Below are 20,535 nucleotides of genomic sequence, written 5' to 3'. Positions count from 1 at the left end.
TTATATAAGCGATTTGAAAAAATGGCCTTCATGCCCATGATACACACCCTCTCTTTTTTTGTGACGGTCATTGTTAGTGCTTTAATTATACCATGCGGAATATATGTTTGTCACTTCAAAAATATTCAAAACAAACGATTTATCACCCACCTAGTGCTGACGCACTTGAGGAAGGTGTCTTATCGCCTTAATGCGATAAATATTTAAAAAGCATCTAAATATCGTATAAAACTATTGAAAGCTATCAACACTTTTATATTTGGCTGATCACATACTTGCTACTGCTCATCATAACGGTAAAAATCCATCGCTAATTGGTCTAATTGTTTTTCGCTGATACTCGTTAGACTCATAATGCATTGATAATCGTAACCATGTCTGATCATTCCTATCGCAATGCGTCTTCTTTCTGACCATGCACCAGTTTGTTTCCCGAGCCTTAGGAGTTTTTGATCATGACCGGTTTGATTGGTATGGGACCGATGATAGGAGACATCATTTTCCATCATGGGTAATGCTGAAATAAGCTGATAACTTTCATGAATAAGAGCATCGCTTTGTAGTACCTCGGGTAAAGGGAGTTCAATGTTCATAGACTGGAGAATATGTTTAAATAAAGCCATCCATCGCTGCAGTGGGGAATCAAGGTGGGGGTCATTAAACTTCGGTAACTCTAAATAATGCATCTCTTCTACATCTCTTAGAGATGTATGGGTTTCAAAATCTTTATACCGATAGATTGTATGATAGTGAGGATATTCTTGGAGTAAATTAAAATTGACTAATTTAATGAAGTAAGTTTTTTTAATGAGTTGAAAAGGTGTCTGCATCGTAAATTGTTCATACTTTGTTGCGTGTTCAAACAGTTGACATTGATTGCTGTATGCCTCGTGTTTAACATAAAGATAAATATCTAAATGTTCTTGTTTCGTTGTTCTAGCTTTAACGTGGAGTTCCGTTTCTAAATGGTGGGTATCTTCTGGTCTTTCGTTTTGATGAATGTAGACGATCTCACTAATTGTCCCATGTAATGTTTCCTTTAAAATACTATTCAGAAAATAACGAAGGCGACGATGCGAATGCGACAGTGACTGACAAAACAAATGATTAACAACAGTAGCTAAAGTGATGGACGAACATTGGGCTGTACTCGACAAATTCCTCACTCCTTTTTTCTTTAAATTACCACATAACCATGACTTTGTAAACGCTTTATTTGTATATATTATCACAAAAACAAACAAAATAATCCAAAGTATTCAAATTTAAGTAAGCTACCTGTGCTTTTTCTGATGTTTCATCTGGCATAATTAAAAATCCCCTTATCCCATCGGTGATAGGTAAGAGGATGTTAATTAACTAAGTTTTTTAATAAAGACTACTTTTAAGTACTGGCTTTCTTTAAAGTTTGCATCGTAAGGAAAATCTTCCGGCTGGGTATATGTTTCTAAAATTTTATACGTTGCATGTTGATTATGGAACGCACGTTTAATAAATTGCTTAAATTTTTTCATATCAAAGCCACTATAGTTCGTTGACGCAACAATCACGCCATTATCATTCGTTAACTGTAGCGCTTGTTCTAATAGTTTGACATAATCCTTTTGTACACTGAAGACGCGTTTTTTAGACCGGGCAAAACTTGGTGGGTCAAGGACAACAAGGTCATAAGTCAAGGCATGCTTTAATGCATAGTCAAAGTAGTTGAAAACATCCATCACTCGAATCTCTTGTGCTTCAAAGTCAATGCCGTTCGCACTGAATTGTGCAATGGTCATTGGTAAGCTTCGCTTAGCTAAATCAACACTTGTTGTTTTATCAGCTCCACCTAATGCCGCATACACAGAAAAAGCCCCGGTATAAGAAAAGGCATTTAACATTGTCTTTCCTTTACTGTACTGTTCTCTAATCTGCTCCCTCACTTCACGCTGATCTAAAAAGACCCCTGTCATTGGTCCATCATTTAAATCAATATTAAATACGACGCCATTCTCTTTGACTAAAATCGGAAATTCGATCCGTTCACCTCTAACAAAATCATCAGCGTCCATGTATTTTCCGCCCTCACAGAAACGCTTCTTCTGATAAATGGCTTTAACCGGATAGACAGCTTCTAATGCATCTAAAATAAGTTCACGGTGTTCATAAATACCTAAACTATACCACTGAACAAGGGCACAGTCGTTATATAAATCAACGGTGACGCCACCAAGACGATCGCCTTCTCCGTTAAATAATCGAAATGCTGTTGTCTCTTCATCTTGAAAAAGCTTTTGACGTTTTCCAATCGCATCACTAAACAACTGTCTAAGAAATTCTATCGTTAAGTAGACAGAAGCATCTTGGGTAAAGACCCAACCATATCCTTTATTTTGATGGCCATGATAGCCTCTCGCAATAAATACACCTTCAGGTGTCATCAAATCGATATAGACCCCTTCTGTTTTTAAATTTCTTAATGCTGGACTTAGTGACTCTGGAATATGTTGATACCCTTCATAATATGGCTTTACAAATCGATGATCGATTTGAATTGCTACTGTCTCTGTCATAAGTTCCCCTCTTTCGTCTCGTCATTATAATGTTTTATTTTCTCATGTCGTGATACGCCAAATGTATGACTAATCATCTTTTAAGTCGCATTAGAACAAGAAACTAGATAAGTAAATGATCACACTAACTGTCACCGAACTGAACAACGTTGACACAAGAACAACTTGTGAGGCGTAGTCTTTATATTTACTGTATTCTTGTGCAATAATCGCACTATTCACTGACGTTGGCATAGCTGAACCGATAAATAGTGCCTGAGCCATCACACCATCTAACCCAGTGACGAGAATGATGAGGTATGCCACCATCGGTCCGATTAATAATCGTAACAGTAAGCTCATATACACATCAATCATTGCCGATTTCACTTTGATAACAGCAACCTGTGCCCCTAATGTTGTTAAAGCAAAGGCTACCATAGCGTTAGCGATATAATCCGTTGGAACAATAATAACATTTGGTAAGTCAACATTAAAATAATTAAATAAAATTCCGGCTAGTAGTGCATATAACACTGGCATACGGAAATATCCTAATAGTGCACGTAGTTTACCCTTTTGGTTTTTATTCAGTGAGAAGATACCATAAGAAAATAAAAAGATATTTTGAAACGTCAACATCAACACTTGAATCGACATTGCAAACGGATCACCTTGAAACACTAAATCATTGACTGGTACCCCGTAATTACCCGAATTAAAAAACATACCACTGTTGGTAAAAATCGTTTGTTTTTCTTTTGGCAAATGCAACAACTTCGCCAATAGTTGACTCACAATAAATAAAATAAAGACAAAGACGATTAAGAAGCCAATCACCGTCCTAAACAGTTCTATATTTAATTCTGTATGATAGAGCTTATTGAAGATAAACCCTGGTGCAAGTAAATAAATATTTAACTTCGCAAGTGTTGATAAATCTAATTTAAATTTTATCTGAACAAGATACCCTAGCCCAATCATAATGAAAATTGGTGCAATGATATCAATTAAAATCATCATTAATGCTTCGATGATTGTGACCCCCTTATGAATGATTTTTCTGTATATGTCAGCGTACTAATCTAAGATTCCTTGCATCGAATTAAAAAAGTGAGATCGTTAATCCATGTTGGATTGCCACTCATCCTCTTTCGTTAAATCATGCACTACAAAACATTCACCTCCAGTGATACTTGTATATATAAATACCCTAGCTTTTTTAATGTTTGCTAAGATTATTCGTCAACTGACTGCTACTGACCATCCGCAAGCAGTTCCGGTAACTGTTGTAATAGAACTTAAGGGCTTCTGATGGTGGTTGGGTAATGGTTTGATACTTTAACTTGTCATTACGTTTTTTTTCACCTAATAAGCGCAAGGCTCCCATGCTCGTTTGTTCTAACGTCGTTGATTCAATGACCGACACATTAAGAACCTGACTAACCAATGTTTTTAATTGCGGGACTTTAAAAAAGCCCCCTGACAGATAGACCGCTTCAATCTTACCAGTCACATGTTGCAGTGTATCAAACACATGGCGTAGATTAAAGAGCACACCATAAATCACAGCTTTTACAATCGCCGCTTTGTTATGGCTCATTTTGAGCCCATGAAACGATCCTGTTCGACCTGTATCCCAAAAAGGCGCTCTTTCTCCGTTAAGGTGTGGAATAAAAATAAGTGCTGGATCAAAAGATGAAAAATCAAGGCGGTCAATGTAACTATAAATGTGACCCATGCCATCAAACAGTAAGTCATCGAGCCAATTTAGCACATTCCCCCCATTGTTAACTGCTCCACCAATCACCCAGTGATGATCATTCAAGTAATAACAAAACAAGCGTCCGTCTGTATCCGTATATGGTTTATTGACTGTCATCCGAATGGCGCCACTTGTCCCAATTGTTACATGGACATCGTTTGTATGTAATCCTTCAGAAATATTTGCTAACACCCCATCACTCGACCCAATCATCACTTGATGATCAAAACCAAGACGCTGTTTTACAGCAGTTGTTACATGACGCGTATGTGTGACTGGAACTAACGTAGGTAGCTGCTCTTTTGTTATCCCAACAAAGTTTAAAATTTCTTGGTCATACGTCAATGTCTCACTGTTAAATAAACCAGTGGCCGAAGCAAGTGAATAATCAAGTTCACAAAAGTTCGTTAACCTATACCATAGGTAGGTTTTTAAATCAATCCACATTACATCCCCTAATGATTGATCTAACGTTTGCCCACTGCTTGTTTCTTTTAACCATAATAGCTTGGCAAACGGACTCATTGGATGAATGGGGGTTTTTGTCCTCTTATAGAATAGCATTGCTTGTGGTGTTTGTTTAAAGGTTTTAATCACTTCATCAGCCCGACGATCTGCCCAAATCATGACATTGGTTTGTTTATGAAAAACCTGATTAACCGCCATAAGACTATGCATAGCACCAGAAAGAATCAATGTCTCTTTATTTGTTAGATTAAGTTTTTTTAAACAGTGAAATACCGCTTCAACTATCACATCCGGGTCTTGTTCAGCCCGACCACCATCACCGTAGACAGTCTCGTATTCTTTTTTTTCCTGTTTAATGATCTGTTGCGCTACATCAAATTGTAAGACTTTTACCGCTGTTGTGCCAACATCAATCGTGACTGGCATTTTCATCCCCCATTTCACTCGCTGTACTTTTTGCTTGTCTTTTTAAATGTCAGTTCTATTGTCCTATTCTACCTTAAATCAACTAAAAACGCACATCGTGTGTTGTGCGTTAAAATCGTCCGGATTTAAAAATGGCATAAATGAGCCAAATGAACATGCCAATTGCTACAAATGAACCAATTTCAATGACTGGTAAGCGCCAAAGAATGGTCGTTTCTCCTGTTAGTGCTGACCCTACAATTAGTCCAACCATAATAATGCTAAAGGCCAGCAAAATAATCGCAAAGGATAATTGGTTACTGACTCGGTCTAGCTTCTTTAAGACAAGATTGATATCAGGCAGTGAAATATCTAAGTGGATTTTCCCTTTTTTCACAATGGCCCGTAGCTGTTTTAACTGCTCAGGTAAATCGCGCCATAACCCGTACCAATCAAGCCACTGATCAACCATCCGGTCCATTAAGTGATCAGGGCGAAAACGCTCGTGTAATAATTTTTCACCAAATGGTTTAGCCATTTCAACTAGACTAAGGGTAGGATCCAGTTGTTCAATTGTGCCTTCTAAGGTAAGGATTGTCTTGCCTAGTAAAGTAAAATCACTCGACAGTTCAATTTTATGCTTATAAGCAATTTGAAATAGCTCACGAATCGCATCAGCCAGGCTAATTTCCTTCAACGATTGCCGATAATATTTCATCATTAAGCGGTCAACATCATTGGTCAGTGCTTTTTTATTAATATCATCTGGTGCCATTCCCATATCCAATAGGACAGCGACCATTTGCTTTGTATCTTCTTTTGTCATCGCAATCACAAGTTCAGAAAAGGATTGTTTCATTTCTGGTGATAATTGTCCGACCATACCGAAATCCAGTAGCACTAGCCGGCCATCATCTAGACACATAATATTACCAGGATGAGGATCGGCATGAAAAAAACCATCGATTAATACTTGTTTAAACGTCGCATCGACAATTTGTTCAGCCAGTCGTTTCTTGACCGCATCATTAGTATCACTCGCAATGATATCTTTTAATTTTTCTCCACTAACGTAATCCATCACCAGCACACGCTTGGTCGTATAGTAGTGATATGCGTCTGGGATGTAAATATCTGCATCACGCCTGAATTGTGCTTTAATTCTCGACATATGATGTGCTTCAATCGTATAATCTAATTCCATCTTCAGTGTTTCTTTTAATTCTTCAACAATTTCTTTTAACTGATAGCGTTTAGCCCAATCCAAACGCATTTCGGCAAGTTGTGCCATCTCCATTAAAATATCAAAATCGATATCGATTTTTTTTGAGATTTCCGGGCGTTGTATTTTCACTGCCACTTCTTCCCCTGTTAAGAGAACTGCGCGATGCACTTGACCAATCGAAGCCGCAGCAAGTGGCGTTTCATCAAACACATCAAAGACGTTGAATAGCGCTTGGTCCAGTTCTTCTTCGATGATTGTTTTCACTTGACTATACGGAAAATGAGGGACGTGTGACTGTAATTTTTCCAACTCAAAAATCACATCTTCCGGGAAAAGGTCGGGCCGGGTACTCATCACTTGTCCAAGTTTGATGAACGTCGGACCAAGTTCTTCTAAGATACGACGAATTCGGATGCCTAATGTCTTTCGTTCTGCGCCTTGTTTCTCTTTTTTTAACATCGTTTTTTTAGGTAAAATATGTAAATCATTGAGCCCGAGGTCTTTAATGACATACCCGAGCCCATTACGTGAAAAGGCAATGACAATATCTTTGTATCGATTTAGATGTCGCATATGTTTTCCAATCAACTGTCATCACCCTTTCTCTTTGTTAGTCCTCACTCGTTAAATCATTTAACCGTTGTTCCACAACGGCTAGACGCGCCTCTATTTTCTTCATGTCTTCTTTTGTCGCAATGTTTAACTTGTTCAGCGTCTTATTTTGGGTATCCTCACCCTTTTCATAATACTGATCAAAAAATTCTTTGGCTTCTGTTTTAGTCATCTCTCCTTTTTCTACGAGTTGATTGATTGCCTTTTCTGCCTGTTCCACGCCTGTTTGTGCTAGGCCTAAACCAACAGCTAATCCTTTTTTGAATAAATCTGCCATATCACTCACTCCTTGTGTTTAGTCTACTTAATATTTTCCCTCAATCGATTAAACTAAACACCAATCAATCGCTGATTTCTCATTCGCTTTTAAGAGCTGATTCGCCTGACTAAAAGGCTGACTGCCGAAAAAGCCGCGGTAACTAGATAAAGGACTTGGATGTGGGGCAGTTAATATTTTATGACGCGAGTCAATGCGCTTGATTTTACTTTGGGCTGGTTTCCCCCACAACATATATATCACTGGTGTCTCTTTCTCGTTTAATACATCGATGATAGTATCTGTCACTCGTTCCCAGCCAATTTTTTGATGACTACCGGCTGCCTTTTCCTCTACCGTCAGTACTGTATTTAATAATAATACCCCTTGTTTTGCCCAGGCGGTTAAGTCACCTGAATCAGGAACAGAGCAACCTAAATCATCATGTAATTCTTTAAAAATATTTCTTAATGACGGTGGTAATTTAATCCCTTCTTGCACAGAAAAAGCTAAACCATGTGATTGGTTTGGTCCGTGGTATGGGTCTTGCCCTAAAATAATAACTTTTACTTCATGAAAAGGCGTCAAATTAAGCGCCTGAAAGATTACTTCTCTTGGTGGATAAATTGTTGCTTCTTTTGAACGTGCGTTTAAATAATGCTCTAGTTTGTCGAAGTGCGTCTGATCTACACGCGTAGCTAACAGCTCTTTCCAGTCGGTTGTAATGGTGTCTAAAAGTGCCAATGTTTTCACTTCCTTTACATCTGTCATAGCTTCATTACATTATATTGTATCATATCTTTCATCTCACTTTTAGCGAGCACATCTGTCTTTACTCAGTACTGTTCAAGTAGGAATGTTTTCTAAAAGTATAATCTGTCTGTTATAATAGAAAGGTTGTATAGTAAAACTTTCAAAAAGGAAGGAGCGCATCATTTATGGAACAACTGGAACAATGGATTCTTACCATTAAAGAATCACACTTACTCATCGCTTCATTTCTATTTATTCTGATTCATGTGGTGCGACCGATACTTTTCATTCCAGTCATCCTTATATTAATGACCGGTGGGGTCATCTTCGGATTTATACATGGTACGATTCTTTCAGTGATTGGCTTAATGTTATCGAGTATGATTTTTTATTATTTGGCAGAAAAAATGCCTTGGTTTACAAAACGGTTGATCCAAATGAAGCATAAATTATTTGGTGAACAACGACACGTCACCAAACAACAAATCATGTTATTACGACTTGTTCCATTTATTCATTATCACTTGCTTAGTTTTTTGATTTATGAACAAGCAACAGACTTACGCCAATATAATACACTCTCACTCTATACCGCGATCCCAATGGCACTGATTTATACCATTATCGGACAATCTGTCGCCCAATTTTCTCCGAAAGTAATGACAATCCTTGTTCTGTTGATTTTAACCATTTCTTATCTCGTCAGAAAAGATACGCGACAAAAAATCAAACAATTATTAACGTCAACCTAAAAAAGAAGGCCCTATTGGCCTTCTTTTTTATACCTATTCATTTTAACGCGAATCTGAGTGAAAGAGATTATTTAATCTCTTCTAATAAACGATACGCTTCTTCTTTTGATTCCGCTTTAATTAATTTTTCTCTAAACGTGTCATCCATTAACTTGCGTGACAGTAATTGCAAGATTTTTAAGTGCTGGTCGCCAGCTTGAGCTTTTGGTACAGCAATCATAAAGATCAGTTTTGATAATGTGCCGTCTAGACTTGACCAATCCACCCCGTCTTTACTAATATAAAATGCAATCCGTGGTTCAGTCACCGCATCTGATTTCCCGTGAGGAATCGCAACTTCCATTCCAATACCTGTTGTCGATTCACTTTCACGAGCCATTATCGCTTCTTTAAACGCAGTGTGATCGGTTACGGCGCCATCTTTTACTAAATCTTTAATCATCGCATCAATCATATCATCACGTGTTGATTGTTTACTATCTACATCGATCAGTTGTTTTGTTGTAAGATTGGTTAACTTAGTAATGTCCGTTGTTTTGTTTGATGCTTTCACTGGTGTTTCGTCTACCGGCATATTTGGTACCGGTGGAACGGTTGCTAATTCAACATCTTTTTTCAAGACTTTAATCATCAGCGCAACAACGATCGCCCCAACAGCAATCGCCACAAAGAACATCATGACATTGCTTACCGCACCGAGTAAACCAACAATTGGTCCACCGTGAGCAACACGGTTCCCAACGTTTGATACCATCGCAATCACAGAACCTACCATCGAGCCAATCATAATACTTGGAATAACGCGCAATGGATCTTGTGCGGCGAACGGAATCGCCCCTTCAGTTATGCCGAAGAATCCCATCGTAATCGACGCTTTACCTGTTTCACGTTGTTCTGGTAAAAATTTATCTTTAAACATAAAGGTTGCAAGTCCCATACCAATCGGTGGAATCGCAATCGCTGCTGCAATTGGCCCCATAATTTCGTAGTTTCCTTCAACAATCATCGCTGAACCAAACAAAAAGGCAACCTTGTTAACCGGTCCACCCATATCAAAGGCAATCATGGCTCCAAGAATAAGTGCTAAGAAAATTTCACTCGATCCCTGCATACCACTTAGCCATGTTGTGAGTGATTCAAATACTTGAGCCACTGGTGCACCGATTAATAAAACAAAGATAAGAGCGACAATCAGTGACGCTGCCAGTGGAATAATAATAATCGGCATAATCGGTTGAACCATTTTTGGTACTTTAATTTTCTTAATCCAAAGTGCTGCATAACCAGCGATAAAACCAGCAAAGATCCCGCCTAAAAATCCAGCGCTCGCTTCTGAGTTATAAAAGCTACCATTTGCGGCGATAAAGCCACCAATCATACCAGGAGCAAGACCTGGTTTGTCGGCAATACTATAAGCAATATATCCGGCAAGGATTGGCACCATAAAACCAAAAGATGCCCCACCAATCGCTTCGATCGTTTTCCAAATCGAATCTTCTGGAATTTGCAGGCCTGCTTCTGTTGGTTCCCCGCCAATCGTTAACGCCAGGGCAATCAATAAACCACCAACAACGATAAATGGTACCATAAACGATACCCCATTCATTAAGTGACGGTAAATCGGATTTTGTTTACTCTCATTTGACGTTTGTTCTTCTTTTCCTGTCCCGCGATACGTACTCACATTGCCTTTTTCAAACCGATTAATTAATTCTTCTGGTTTTCTAATCCCATCTTGAACACCCGTGTTAATTAAACGCTTTCCTACAAACCGTGCTTTGTCAACGGCTCTATCTGCCGCAATAATCACACCATCTGCTTCTCTGATGTCTTGTTCTGTCAGGACGTTTTCCGCTCCTACGCCTCCTTGTGTTTCAACTTTGATTTCCACACCTAATTTTGCGGCGGCTTTTTCTAAGTTTTCCGCTGCCATGTACGTGTGGGCTATCCCATTTGGACATGATGTAATCGCTACCAACTTCATCATTATTCCCTCCTTGTGATTCGTTCTAACTATAGTATAGCCCGAAACGTGACGGTTAACTAAAAAAATAATTGCCGGGTTTCCGGCAATTATAAATTATTTAAAACATTCTTAATCGATGTTTGGGCTAATATATGGGCTTGTTTCTCCTGTTGTTCTGTTAACAGACCAAGCTGTTGATAAATCGCCCGGTGTTTAGCTTTATCTTCTTCTCTTAACGCTAACATAAAGACGAGCGACACGGCTTCACCTTCCCAGTTCATCGGTTCCTTTAAAGTGATCAATGCAATCGTTGACTGCTTCACATAGCGCGGATCACCGTGAGGAATACTAATACCGCCACCAATCGCAGTTGATGCTTTTCGTTCGCGTAATAATGCTTGATGCGGATATTCTTTCTCTACAACCCCCGCTTGTAACATCCGGTTCGTCACATACTCAATTAATTCATACGGGTGTTCAAATGATTGATGAATAAAAATAAAGCCTGGATGAATATATGTTTTTAATGAGATTGGCTTATGGACGTGATCTCGTTCCACTTTGTCTGCCCACATTCTTAAATTCGCTTGATCATCTTCATTAAGTAAAGGGGACACAATCACACTTGGTGGTGTTTTAAGTGCTAAAGGCACTGTTGAAACAATCAAATCAATGGGTTCTTTTTTAAGATAGACGTTTAACGCCCGTTCTGGTACCGTTGCTTTAATCACTAGCGTTGGAAAAGCTCGCATCAGTCGCGCTTTTAATATTTCTGAGACCCCAATGCCCATGTGACAGACGACCACAACCGAAAGTTCTCTCGGTTGGTCTTTGTCTAAACGCTCAAGTGCTGCTTGAAAATGCAAGGTTAAATAAGCCACCTCTGCTTCTGGAATGAGAAACCCAAGCGTTGGTTCTAAGTCAGTCACAACCTCAATTAACAAATCAAATAAAAATGGATACAATTGTTTAATTTCTTTTGTCAGTGGATTATTGACCGGTAAATCATACCGCAAGCGGTGGACGGCCGCATAAACATGGACCTGTAACCCTTCATGTAAATGGCGATCTTCTTTAAAATCCATCATCGTTTTTTTAGATAGTTGTTCTATGAGAAGTGCTGTTAATTGTTCGGCTTGTTTTTCACCCTCCAATTGGAGAAATTCTTCAGAGTCAATCGGCTGATTAAGTTTCGAACCAAGAATATGCATCGCTAAATAGACAACTTCAGCATCTTTTAAAACAAGCGAAAACAAAGATTCTATTGATTGTCTTAACTCAAGAATTGTTGGATAAACAGGATGCTGTTGTATTGATAGGATATCTTCTTCTGGTAACTGTAACGCTTGTTTTAGCTTCACCCGTTTAATCATCAATAAAATGTGGATAACCAATCGCTGAATACTTTCATCAGTAAATGACAGCGCATAATCTTCACTGAAGCTCATCAAAATATGTTTTAAGGCATTCACCTCATACGAGCGCATTTCATTCTCAATTAAACTACTCCGCCCCGCTTCGTGTGGTAAGGCAGCAAGAGCCCGGCGTTTATTCACTTCACTCCCAACAATCGTAAGCCCTACGCGTGGCTTGGCAGATAGTTCAATATCAAAAGGATGTAACCACTCGATGAGCTCATCAATCAGCGTCCTTAAATGCGTCGACGATAGATAGTAGCGCTGTTTTAATTGTGACATTGGTGTTGGCTCTGTTGCCATTAAGAGATCAAAACCAATGAGCGCCATCGACCCAGCGGTCAGCTCATTCTCTTTTGCACTTGTTTGAAGGTAGCGTTGCTTTGCTATCTCATCACTGACTGATAGACTAATACCTTTACCGGGTTCTCTTAAAAGCGTAAACCACGCTTCTTCTTCACACTTTTCTTCTAGTACACTTAAATCATTTCTAACCGTTCGCTCCGAGCACGCTAGTTTTTCAGCTAATACTTTCGTAGGCTGATACGTTTTAGGCGCAGCAAGGAGCAACTCTAATAGCAACTGTTGACGTTCGTTCATTTTGTCCCTCCTTTCCTTTGATTTCCGACTATTCCTCGTTGAAGCTTACTGATATGTGTTTATCATATGTTGTACTCTTATCATAGCCAGTAAAAACCTTATCTTGCAAGTGTTTTCTTTTTTATAATAGGTACAGTAGATGCTTGCCAAAGAGGTGATTGTTCCAACTGGAAGCTTAAGCGCAACAACACATCTTCGCATCCTTTTGGTGCCATGAACTGACAACCAAGTGGTAACTGATCATCACTCATACCTAACGGTAAACTCACCGCAGGCTGTCCGGTTAAATTTGCGAGTTGGGTAAAGGGTGTATACGTTAAACTCGGTAAAAACATCTCATAAACAAGTGCCAAACGTTTATCTTTTGGTAAGGAAGATATTGTTTTAATCTGATGCACCATTGAATCAGATGGTGTTAGTGTGCCGATTTCAGGCGCTTGAAAAGCATTCGTTGGTGTTAAATAAAGGTCATAGGTGTCGTGAAAGTCATGCATCTTGCGGCTTGCCTCGTCCCATTCATCTAAACTTTGACTATAATCAGCAGCAGTGATCACTTTACCTGTTTCATGTAGGGCATATGTGAATAGATCTATGTCTTCTTGGATGATGTTTTTTTGCCATCCATGTTCTAACTGGCTGATGACTTTATTCATTTCACCTGCGTTCATCACATAATAGTGCTGCATTAAATCAACGCCATTAATCGGCGGCGCTTGTTCTTCCACATCATGCCCCCATTCACTGAGTAAGGCTGCTGTTTTAAGTACCGCTTCCTTCGCCTTTTCACTGACGGGTGTACCTACAGGGGAATGGACCGAATAAGCAATCTTTAACGGTTCTTTGATTGGCTCGCGACAAGTTTCAATATACTTACCGTCATATAATGGGACATTAAAAGCCGCTTCTGGCTGATACACTTGTAACTGATCAAGCATAAGAGCTGTATCCCTCACCGTCTTACTTAACACAAAATCGATGGAGGCTCCTTGCCATTGTCGCCCCGTTCCCGGTCCTACTGGTGTACGCCCCCGGGTTGGTTTTAGACCTACAAGTCCGGTAAATCCAGCCGGGATTCGAATCGAACCACCCCCGTCACTCGCGCCTGCCAGTGGCACCATCCCCGAAACAATCGCACTCGCCGCTCCACCACTCGACCCTCCTGGTGAATGGTTAAGATTCATCGGATGGCGAGTTGGCCCGTAATAATCCGGTTCAGTAATATTTTTTAAACCAAACTCCGGTGTATTCGTATGACCTAGTAGTTGAAATCCAGCTTGTCTTACTTTCGTTATGTAATGGCTATCTCGCTGCTGCTGATTTTTTTCTAATAGACCTGAACCTGAGCTTAGCACCTCACCCTTGATGGCTTGTGAAATATTCTTTGCTAAGAACGGGACCCCGTAAAGAGGAGAGGAAGGATGTAATTGAGCGATTTCTTCTAATGCCCTCTTTTCTCTCGTTCTTACTACCGCATTTACTCGCGGATTGACAGCTTGAATCCGTTCCATACTTACCTTCAATAATTCTGCAGGTGAAACCTGTTTTTGTTTTACTAAGGCAGCCAAGCCTGTCGCATCATATGTTTGATATTGTTTGAAATCCATTGACCATAGCCTCTTTTCTTGTAATGATTATGTTGATGACGATGAAAATAATGCTTCTCTACTAGTATAACGAACTTTGAGTAACTTCGTTAGTCCTTGATCAATAAGTGGTGAAAGAAACAAAAGCCACCTTACCACTTCTGTATCTTTCTATATGATCTAAAAACGAAAGAAAAATCATAACGACAAAAAAATAGTGACTACAGCATACTTGCATTCTGTTTACATTCGGTCTGTTAGCACGTTTTCCAACGACTTTCAGTCCTCTTTGACTGGCATATTTGTGTAGCTGATATTCTTCTAATATAATTGAATGAATTTTTTTACATTTATATATACATACTTTTGTATAACTTTAGATTTATTGTTTAACCATTAAACTCCCTCAAACATATGTCTATACACTCATCTTTACATGAATCACGCAATAAATGTTTTGAATTCAAAATATGATGGTATTAAGAGTAATGTAAACCACAATCGTTTACAACACATTCTGAAAAGGAGAGGAAAAAAATGAAGAAAACGAAAGGTCTCGTTATTTTATCACTTGTCGTTCTACTCTTGTCGCTTTTACAACTCCCTGTTTTTGCCGATGGACATCACGCAATGGTCCGTGTCCTTCACGCTTCACCAGATGCACCTGCTGTTGATGTTTATGTTAATGGTGAGGTTGCTGTTGAGAATGCTAGCTTTAAAGACATTACCGGTTACCTAGAATTAGAAGAGGGTAGCTATCAAATCGCCATTCATGCGACAGGTTCAGACGAAGCTGTCTATGAACAAGAAGTAGCTGTCGAAGCGAATACACGTTACACTGTTGCAGCTGTTGGTTTACTTGAAGATGGTTTCCGATTAGAAGCATTTGTCGATGACTTAACTGTTGACGAAGGAAAAGCAAACATTCGCATTGGTCACCTTTCTCCTGGTAGCCCCGCTGTAGATGTTGGTTTAATCGGTGGCGATGCCCTTGTTGAAGGTGCTGAGTTCTTTGCAGTAACAGATTACTTAACCCTTGACCCTGGAACGTATGATTTAGAAATACGTGCAGCAGGTACGACTGACCAAGTCCTTGATTTATCGGGTACGACACTTGAAGCAAATAAAATTTATAACGCTTATGCTGTTGGAGCTGATCCAAGCTCACTCGATGTTGTCCTTGTAGTTGACGATGCCGAAATGGCACCAGAGGCGATGCCACAAACTGGTTCTGAAACAACAACATCAATGACCTTGCCATTGCTTGTAGGTGTATTATCACTTGGGGCATTAGGATTATTTGTAACAAAACGTCGTGCGATTAAGCGATAAGCTTATCGTTATCGGTTTAAGCTTAGTCACCCTTATTAGTTTTGGTCACGTTGGGATCAATGCTTATCAAATACAAGCTAATCCATTAATTAACGTGCGTGAAGCTGTCATTGATGATAGCTTCACGCCTCACTTTAAATCGATTCACTTGTACCGGTCTAATGGCTTTGGTGAATCACGAAAAGTAACACTTGACCCCATTCAGTCTGGCCCTATTGGCATTGTGCCAGCACAACTGATGATCCCTAAAATTAATGTTGATACATCCGTTGAATTTGTAGGTGAAACAGCCAATAATCAAATGGGGGTACCTGAGAATCCTGATTATGTCGGTTGGTATAAATATGGATCAAAACCAGGTGCACAAGGCCAAGCCGTCATTGCTGGCCATGTTAATTATCGTAATGGTCCAAGTGTTTTTTATGATCTCGATAAACTAGAACCAGGTGATACGGTGACGATTACAGATGATACTGGCGACACGCGTCAATTTGTTGTCGTTGATAAGAAGCGTTATCCTTATGACACGACAGCACTTGATGATGTTTTTGGCCCCACCAGTAAACAACGCTTAAACTTGATTACGTGTATCGGTGAATTTGATCAAAATGCTGGCACACATGGTGAGCGGCTTGTCGTTTTTACTGAACAAATGGACTAAATTCAAAAAGTAACCGCATTTTTTGCATAAAGGAAAAGCCAGACGACAGCATCATTGCTGTAATCTGGCTTTTCTTATTTTTGCTTTATTCTTGCGTAAACAACTATCTTACATCATGCCCGGCATGCCGCCCATGCCACCGCTCATATCAGGTCCAGCGTTGTCTTCAGGGATTTCTGCGACAACGGCTTCTGTCGTTAAGAACATTGCCGCTACTGAAGCTGCATTTTGTAGTGCTGAACGAGTGACTTTCGTCGGGTCAACAATACCCTCTTCAATCATGTTTACCCATTCATTAGTTGCCGCGTTATAACCCATACCAACCGCTTCGCCTTTTAGACGTTCAACGATGATAGAACCTTCAAGACCGGCGTTAATCGCGATTTGACGTACAGGTGCTTCAAGTGAACGCAAGACAATGCTTGCACCCGTTGCTTCATCACCGACTAAGTCAAGTGCTTTCACACTGTTATAAACGTTCATAAGGGCTGTACCACCACCTGCAACAATACCTTCTTCCACAGCTGCACGGGTTGAGTTTAAAGCGTCTTCGATGCGTAATTTCCGTTCTTTAAGTTCTGTTTCTGTTGCTGCCCCAACTTTAACAACAGCCACACCACCAGCTAATTTTGCTAGGCGTTCTTGTAATTTTTCACGATCAAATTCAGACGTTGTTTCTTCAATTTGGCTACGGATTTGTTGAACACGTGAGCTTATCACTTCTGGTTTACCAGCACCTTCAACGACCGTTGTATTTTCCTTAGTAACAACCACTTTAGATGCACGACCTAATTGATCAATCGTTGTACTCTTAAGGTCAAGACCTAAATCTTCTGTGATGACTTCTGCACCTGTAAGCGCCGCAATATCTTCTAACATCGCCTTACGACGGTCACCAAAGCCTGGTGCTTTAACCGCCACAGCATTAAAGGTACCGCGTAACTTATTCACAACTAATGTGGCAAGGGCTTCGCCTTCAACATCTTCAGAAATAAGTAAGAGTGGTTTACCTTGTTGAACAACTTGTTCTAACACTGGTAACACATCTTGGATCGTATTAATCTTTTTATCTGTCACTAAGATATAAGGATCTTCTAAAACAGCTTCCATTTTATCTTGGTCTGATACCATGTAGGGTGATTGGTAACCACGATCAAACTGCATACCTTCAACAACCTCAAGTTCGGTTGAGAATCCTTTTGATTCTTCAATCGTAATGACCCCATCGTTACCTACACGTTCCATCGCTTCTGCGATTAGCTGACCCACTTCCTCATCAGCCGCTGAAATTGATGCGACCTGAGCAATCGAATCTTTCCCTTCAATTGGCTTAGAGATCGCTTGTAATTCTTCAATCGCAACTTTCACTGCTTTTTCAATCCCACGACGTACGCCCACTGGGTTTGCACCTGAAGCCACGTTTTTAAGTCCTTCTTGAATCATTGATTGTGCGAGTACTGTTGCGGTTGTTGTACCATCACCAGCCACATCATTTGTTTGTGAGGCGACTTCTTGTACCAATTGCGCTCCCATGTTTTCAAACTTATCTTCTAATTCAATTTCTTTCGCGATGGTGACACCATCATTGGTGATCAGTGGTGCACCAAATTTTTTATCTAACACAACGTTACGCCCTTTAGGTCCAAGTGTTACTTTTACTGCATTTGCTAATGTATCAACACCACGCATCATCGAACGGCGTGCGTCTTCACTAAATTTAATTTCTTTTGCCATCGTAAAATTCCTCCTTAAATGTTTCTTGAAATATTTCTTTTGACCTTCTTTATAGATTGGTTATTAACCAATAATCGCTAAGATATCGTCTTCACGTAGAATAAGGTAGTCTTTGCCTTCATGCTTTAACTCCGTACCAGCATACTTTTGGAAAACGATTTTATCTTCTTCTTTTACATCTAATGCGATGATACTGCCATTATCGGCAATACGGCCTTTACCTACTGCCACCACACGGCCTTGTTGTGGTTTTTCTTTTGCTGACTCTGGCACAATGATGCCGCTCGCTGTTTTTGCTTCCTCTTCAATACGTTCAATAATGACACGATCTCCTAATGGTTTAAGCATTTAGAAATCCTCCTCCATTTATTTAAAAAGTTATTTAAGTTATTTTTAGCACTCGACGTTTAAGAGTGCTAACACAATTCCTATAATAATGAAATCGTGTTCTTTTTTCAAGTATTCTGATTAACTTTTTTAAAATATTTTTTAGTCTTTAGTTTTAAATAACATCAGTTAAGGTTCTCGCGAAAATGTGGTAGAATACGTATATTGGTCTTACGAAGGAGTGAAAAATTATGCCGAAACGTTATATTGGCATCATCGTAACGTATATCTTCGCGCAGTTTTCTGCGTATTTTGTCTTATTGCTTGCTGAGTTACAAAATTTTAGCAATGGTTTTACCCAGCAGTTGTTAATCTATTGGCAAGTCTTTAGTTTTATCGTGGCGCTGATTGTTTCGTTGTTATTACTAAAACGTGAACGTCATTTACCACGGCACCCAGCAACAACAGATTTACCAATCACTATCATCTGGTCGATTGCTGGTGTTTTTCTAGCTTTTTTAGGTCAAGCTTTTGCTAACATTATTCAGCAGCTTGTCTTTGGTATTACTGAACAATCACAAAACACAATGGAAATTATGGCAATTGCATTTAATTTCCCTATTTTTATTATTGTTGTCAGTGTGATTGGTCCGATTCTTGAAGAATTAATTTTTAGAAAGATTATTTTTGGAGAAATGAATAAACGAACGAACTTTTTAATTGCTGCTTTTATTTCTTCGTTTATTTTTGCGATTGTCCATGCAGACTTTACACATTTACTCGTTTATTTTATTATGGGACTTGTATTTAGTTTCTTGTATGTCCAAACAAAACGAATTATCGTTCCAATCTTTGCTCACGTAGCAATGAATAGTATTGTTGTTCTTATTCAGTTATCGTTCCAACCAGCCGAACTACAAGAGCTACTCGAGCAATTCGAACAACTACAGATTATTATATTTGGGGGGTAACATCATGCGTATATCACCACTCATGCATGCTTATTTATATTTATTTATCGGTTTATTATTCGTCTATTTTGCCTTTGAATCAATTGAAGACACTGTTTATAATCCATTGACGATCTTCTTAACCGTACTAGCTACTTTTGACCTAGGGGCGAGTTATCGCTTATTTAAATTACATGTGAAGATTAAAAATAAGAAAAAAGATCAAAAAAAATAGTGGGTGTTTCGCTGAATGCGATGTCAATCTGCGCAAAACAAAAAGAACAACCTTTGTCGGGTTGTTCTTTTTGTTTGTTTATTATTGAACCATAACTTTTCTTATTTATCTTATTCCAACATTAAACACTTGGATAGTGCTTCATAAAGTAAATCAATGATTGTAATTCGACTGATAAATCAATGTGGTGCACACGCACTTCTGCAGGCACAGTGATACGGGCCGGTGTGAAGTTTAAAATACCGGTTATACCAGAAGCCACAAGACGTTCAGCAATATTTTGAGCAACCGTACCAGGTACGGTTAAAATCGCTGCTTGTACATCTTCTAAATGATCTTCCATATTATCGATTGAATAAATCGGCACACCACCTGCCTCTGTGCCAACTTTATTTGGATCAAGATCAAAAGCCATTTCAATTTTCGTATTATTATTTTTAGTGAAGTTGTAGTGTAAAAAAGCTGTCCCTAAATTACCTACCCCAATCAACGCCACTTTTGTCGTTTCATCTTGATCGAGGGTCTTTCTAAAGAAACCGAGTAGGTATTCAACATTATAGCCATATCCTTTTTTACCGAGCGCACCAAAATATGAAAAGTCACGACGAATCGTCGCTGAATCAACTTTGACTGCCTCAGATAACTCTTTAGAAGATACACGCGTTTTTCCTTTTAAATGTAAATTGTTTAAGAACCGATAATACAGTGGTAACCGTTTTGCGGTTGCTTGTGGAATTTTGTTTTGTGATGCCATTGTCATTCTCCTCTTTTACTAAAATCTATCCCAAGTCGCAGTATGTCTATATCAATCACTTATAGGTGTTTATTATCTTTTTTTATCTCTATCCTTAGTGTACCAAAAAAAACATATGATAGTGTACAATATTTTGTGTAAACGACCTTTGACTCGTTTTTGAGCATGGAAAAAGGAAGCCTCTTTTTGTAGAATAGAGTTACCAAACAAC

The 20,535-nt window shown here is 39.1% G+C and carries 18 protein-coding genes; 5 read left to right on the top strand and 13 right to left on the bottom strand.

The genetic code is table 11. The annotated features are described in order from the left end of the window. Window positions 1–278: 278 nt before the first annotated feature. From BM098_RS11195 to ung, 7 genes are all read right to left on the bottom strand, one after another. On the bottom strand, window positions 279–1,157 hold the full coding sequence (locus tag BM098_RS11195) for a PD-(D/E)XK nuclease family transposase (RefSeq protein ID WP_159430176.1): 879 nt from the start codon (window positions 1,155–1,157) through the stop codon (window positions 279–281). A 198-nt stretch (window positions 1,158–1,355) separates the two neighbouring features. Beyond that, a complete protein-coding gene (locus BM098_RS11190; protein ID WP_089833363.1) occupies window positions 1,356–2,552 on the bottom strand; it encodes a class I SAM-dependent rRNA methyltransferase in 1,197 nt (398 codons plus the stop codon). Between the two features lie 90 nt (window positions 2,553–2,642). After that, window positions 2,643–3,551, bottom strand: coding sequence for an AEC family transporter (locus BM098_RS11185; protein WP_234987490.1), 909 nt, complete (start codon window positions 3,549–3,551; stop codon window positions 2,643–2,645). 202 nt (window positions 3,552–3,753) lie between these two features. Next, complete coding sequence (locus tag BM098_RS11180) at window positions 3,754–5,190, bottom strand: gluconokinase (protein ID WP_159430175.1); 1,437 nt, start codon at window positions 5,188–5,190, stop codon at window positions 3,754–3,756. Between the two features lie 109 nt (window positions 5,191–5,299). Beyond that, window positions 5,300–6,982, bottom strand: coding sequence for an ABC1 kinase family protein (locus tag BM098_RS11175; RefSeq protein ID WP_089833357.1), 1,683 nt, complete (start codon window positions 6,980–6,982; stop codon window positions 5,300–5,302). Window positions 6,983–7,004: 22 nt separating this feature from the next. Further along, window positions 7,005–7,283: a phasin family protein gene (locus BM098_RS11170; protein WP_089833355.1), complete on the bottom strand. Its 279-nt coding sequence runs from the start codon at window positions 7,281–7,283 to the stop codon at window positions 7,005–7,007. Between the two features lie 48 nt (window positions 7,284–7,331). After that, window positions 7,332–8,033 carry a uracil-DNA glycosylase gene (ung, locus tag BM098_RS11165; RefSeq protein WP_089833353.1) on the bottom strand — a complete coding sequence of 234 codons (702 nt, stop codon included), beginning with the start codon at window positions 8,031–8,033 and terminating at the stop codon, window positions 7,332–7,334. Window positions 8,034–8,200: 167 nt separating this feature from the next. Between ung and BM098_RS11160 the strand changes: the two genes are divergently transcribed. Beyond that, a complete protein-coding gene (locus BM098_RS11160; protein ID WP_089833351.1) occupies window positions 8,201–8,767 on the top strand; it encodes a TVP38/TMEM64 family protein in 567 nt (188 codons plus the stop codon). Between the two features lie 67 nt (window positions 8,768–8,834). Here BM098_RS11160 and BM098_RS11155 read toward each other — a convergent pair whose 3' ends face one another. The 3 genes from BM098_RS11155 to BM098_RS11145 all read right to left on the bottom strand — a co-directional run bounded on the left by BM098_RS11155 (window position 8,835) and on the right by BM098_RS11145 (window position 14,352). Further along, a complete protein-coding gene (locus tag BM098_RS11155) occupies window positions 8,835–10,751 on the bottom strand; it encodes a PTS fructose transporter subunit IIABC (RefSeq protein ID WP_089833349.1) in 1,917 nt (638 codons plus the stop codon). Between the two features lie 89 nt (window positions 10,752–10,840). After that, window positions 10,841–12,748: a BglG family transcription antiterminator gene (locus tag BM098_RS11150; RefSeq protein ID WP_089833347.1), complete on the bottom strand. Its 1,908-nt coding sequence runs from the start codon at window positions 12,746–12,748 to the stop codon at window positions 10,841–10,843. A gap of 98 nt (window positions 12,749–12,846) precedes the next feature. Continuing rightward, window positions 12,847–14,352 carry an amidase family protein gene (locus tag BM098_RS11145; RefSeq protein WP_089833345.1) on the bottom strand — a complete coding sequence of 502 codons (1,506 nt, stop codon included), beginning with the start codon at window positions 14,350–14,352 and terminating at the stop codon, window positions 12,847–12,849. 516 nt (window positions 14,353–14,868) lie between these two features. Here BM098_RS11145 and BM098_RS11140 point away from each other — a divergent pair. Together BM098_RS11140 and BM098_RS11135 are read left to right on the top strand one after the other, a co-directional pair. Then, entirely contained in the window at window positions 14,869–15,663 is a 795-nt protein-coding gene (locus BM098_RS11140; protein WP_089833343.1) for a DUF4397 domain-containing protein, read from the top strand. Next, window positions 15,647–16,324: a class F sortase gene (locus BM098_RS11135; RefSeq protein WP_089833341.1), complete on the top strand. Its 678-nt coding sequence runs from the start codon at window positions 15,647–15,649 to the stop codon at window positions 16,322–16,324. Before BM098_RS11140 ends, BM098_RS11135 begins: the two co-directional genes overlap by 17 nt. Before the next feature lie 108 nt (window positions 16,325–16,432). Here the strand turns inward: BM098_RS11135 and groL are convergent, their stop codons facing one another. Together groL and groES are read right to left on the bottom strand one after the other, a co-directional pair. Next, complete coding sequence (groL, locus tag BM098_RS11130; protein ID WP_089833339.1) at window positions 16,433–18,058, bottom strand: chaperonin GroEL; 1,626 nt, start codon at window positions 18,056–18,058, stop codon at window positions 16,433–16,435. Between the two features lie 63 nt (window positions 18,059–18,121). Beyond that, on the bottom strand, window positions 18,122–18,406 hold the full coding sequence (gene groES / locus BM098_RS11125) for a co-chaperone GroES (RefSeq protein WP_089833338.1): 285 nt from the start codon (window positions 18,404–18,406) through the stop codon (window positions 18,122–18,124). A 230-nt stretch (window positions 18,407–18,636) separates the two neighbouring features. Between groES and BM098_RS11120 the strand changes: the two genes are divergently transcribed. Both BM098_RS11120 and BM098_RS11115 read left to right on the top strand, forming a co-directional pair. Continuing rightward, window positions 18,637–19,356 carry a CPBP family intramembrane glutamic endopeptidase gene (locus BM098_RS11120; protein ID WP_089833336.1) on the top strand — a complete coding sequence of 240 codons (720 nt, stop codon included), beginning with the start codon at window positions 18,637–18,639 and terminating at the stop codon, window positions 19,354–19,356. A 4-nt stretch (window positions 19,357–19,360) separates the two neighbouring features. After that, window positions 19,361–19,570: a YdiK family protein gene (locus BM098_RS11115; protein ID WP_089833334.1), complete on the top strand. Its 210-nt coding sequence runs from the start codon at window positions 19,361–19,363 to the stop codon at window positions 19,568–19,570. Between the two features lie 121 nt (window positions 19,571–19,691). Here BM098_RS11115 and BM098_RS11110 read toward each other — a convergent pair whose 3' ends face one another. Continuing rightward, window positions 19,692–20,324, bottom strand: coding sequence for a redox-sensing transcriptional repressor Rex (locus BM098_RS11110; RefSeq protein ID WP_089833332.1), 633 nt, complete (start codon window positions 20,322–20,324; stop codon window positions 19,692–19,694). Window positions 20,325–20,535 lie beyond the last annotated feature (211 nt).

Source organism: Halolactibacillus halophilus, assembly GCF_900115605.1.
GTDB classification, from domain to species: domain Bacteria; phylum Bacillota; class Bacilli; order Bacillales; family Amphibacillaceae; genus Halolactibacillus; species Halolactibacillus halophilus.
This window is presented reverse-complemented; position numbering and strand designations above follow the sequence as displayed.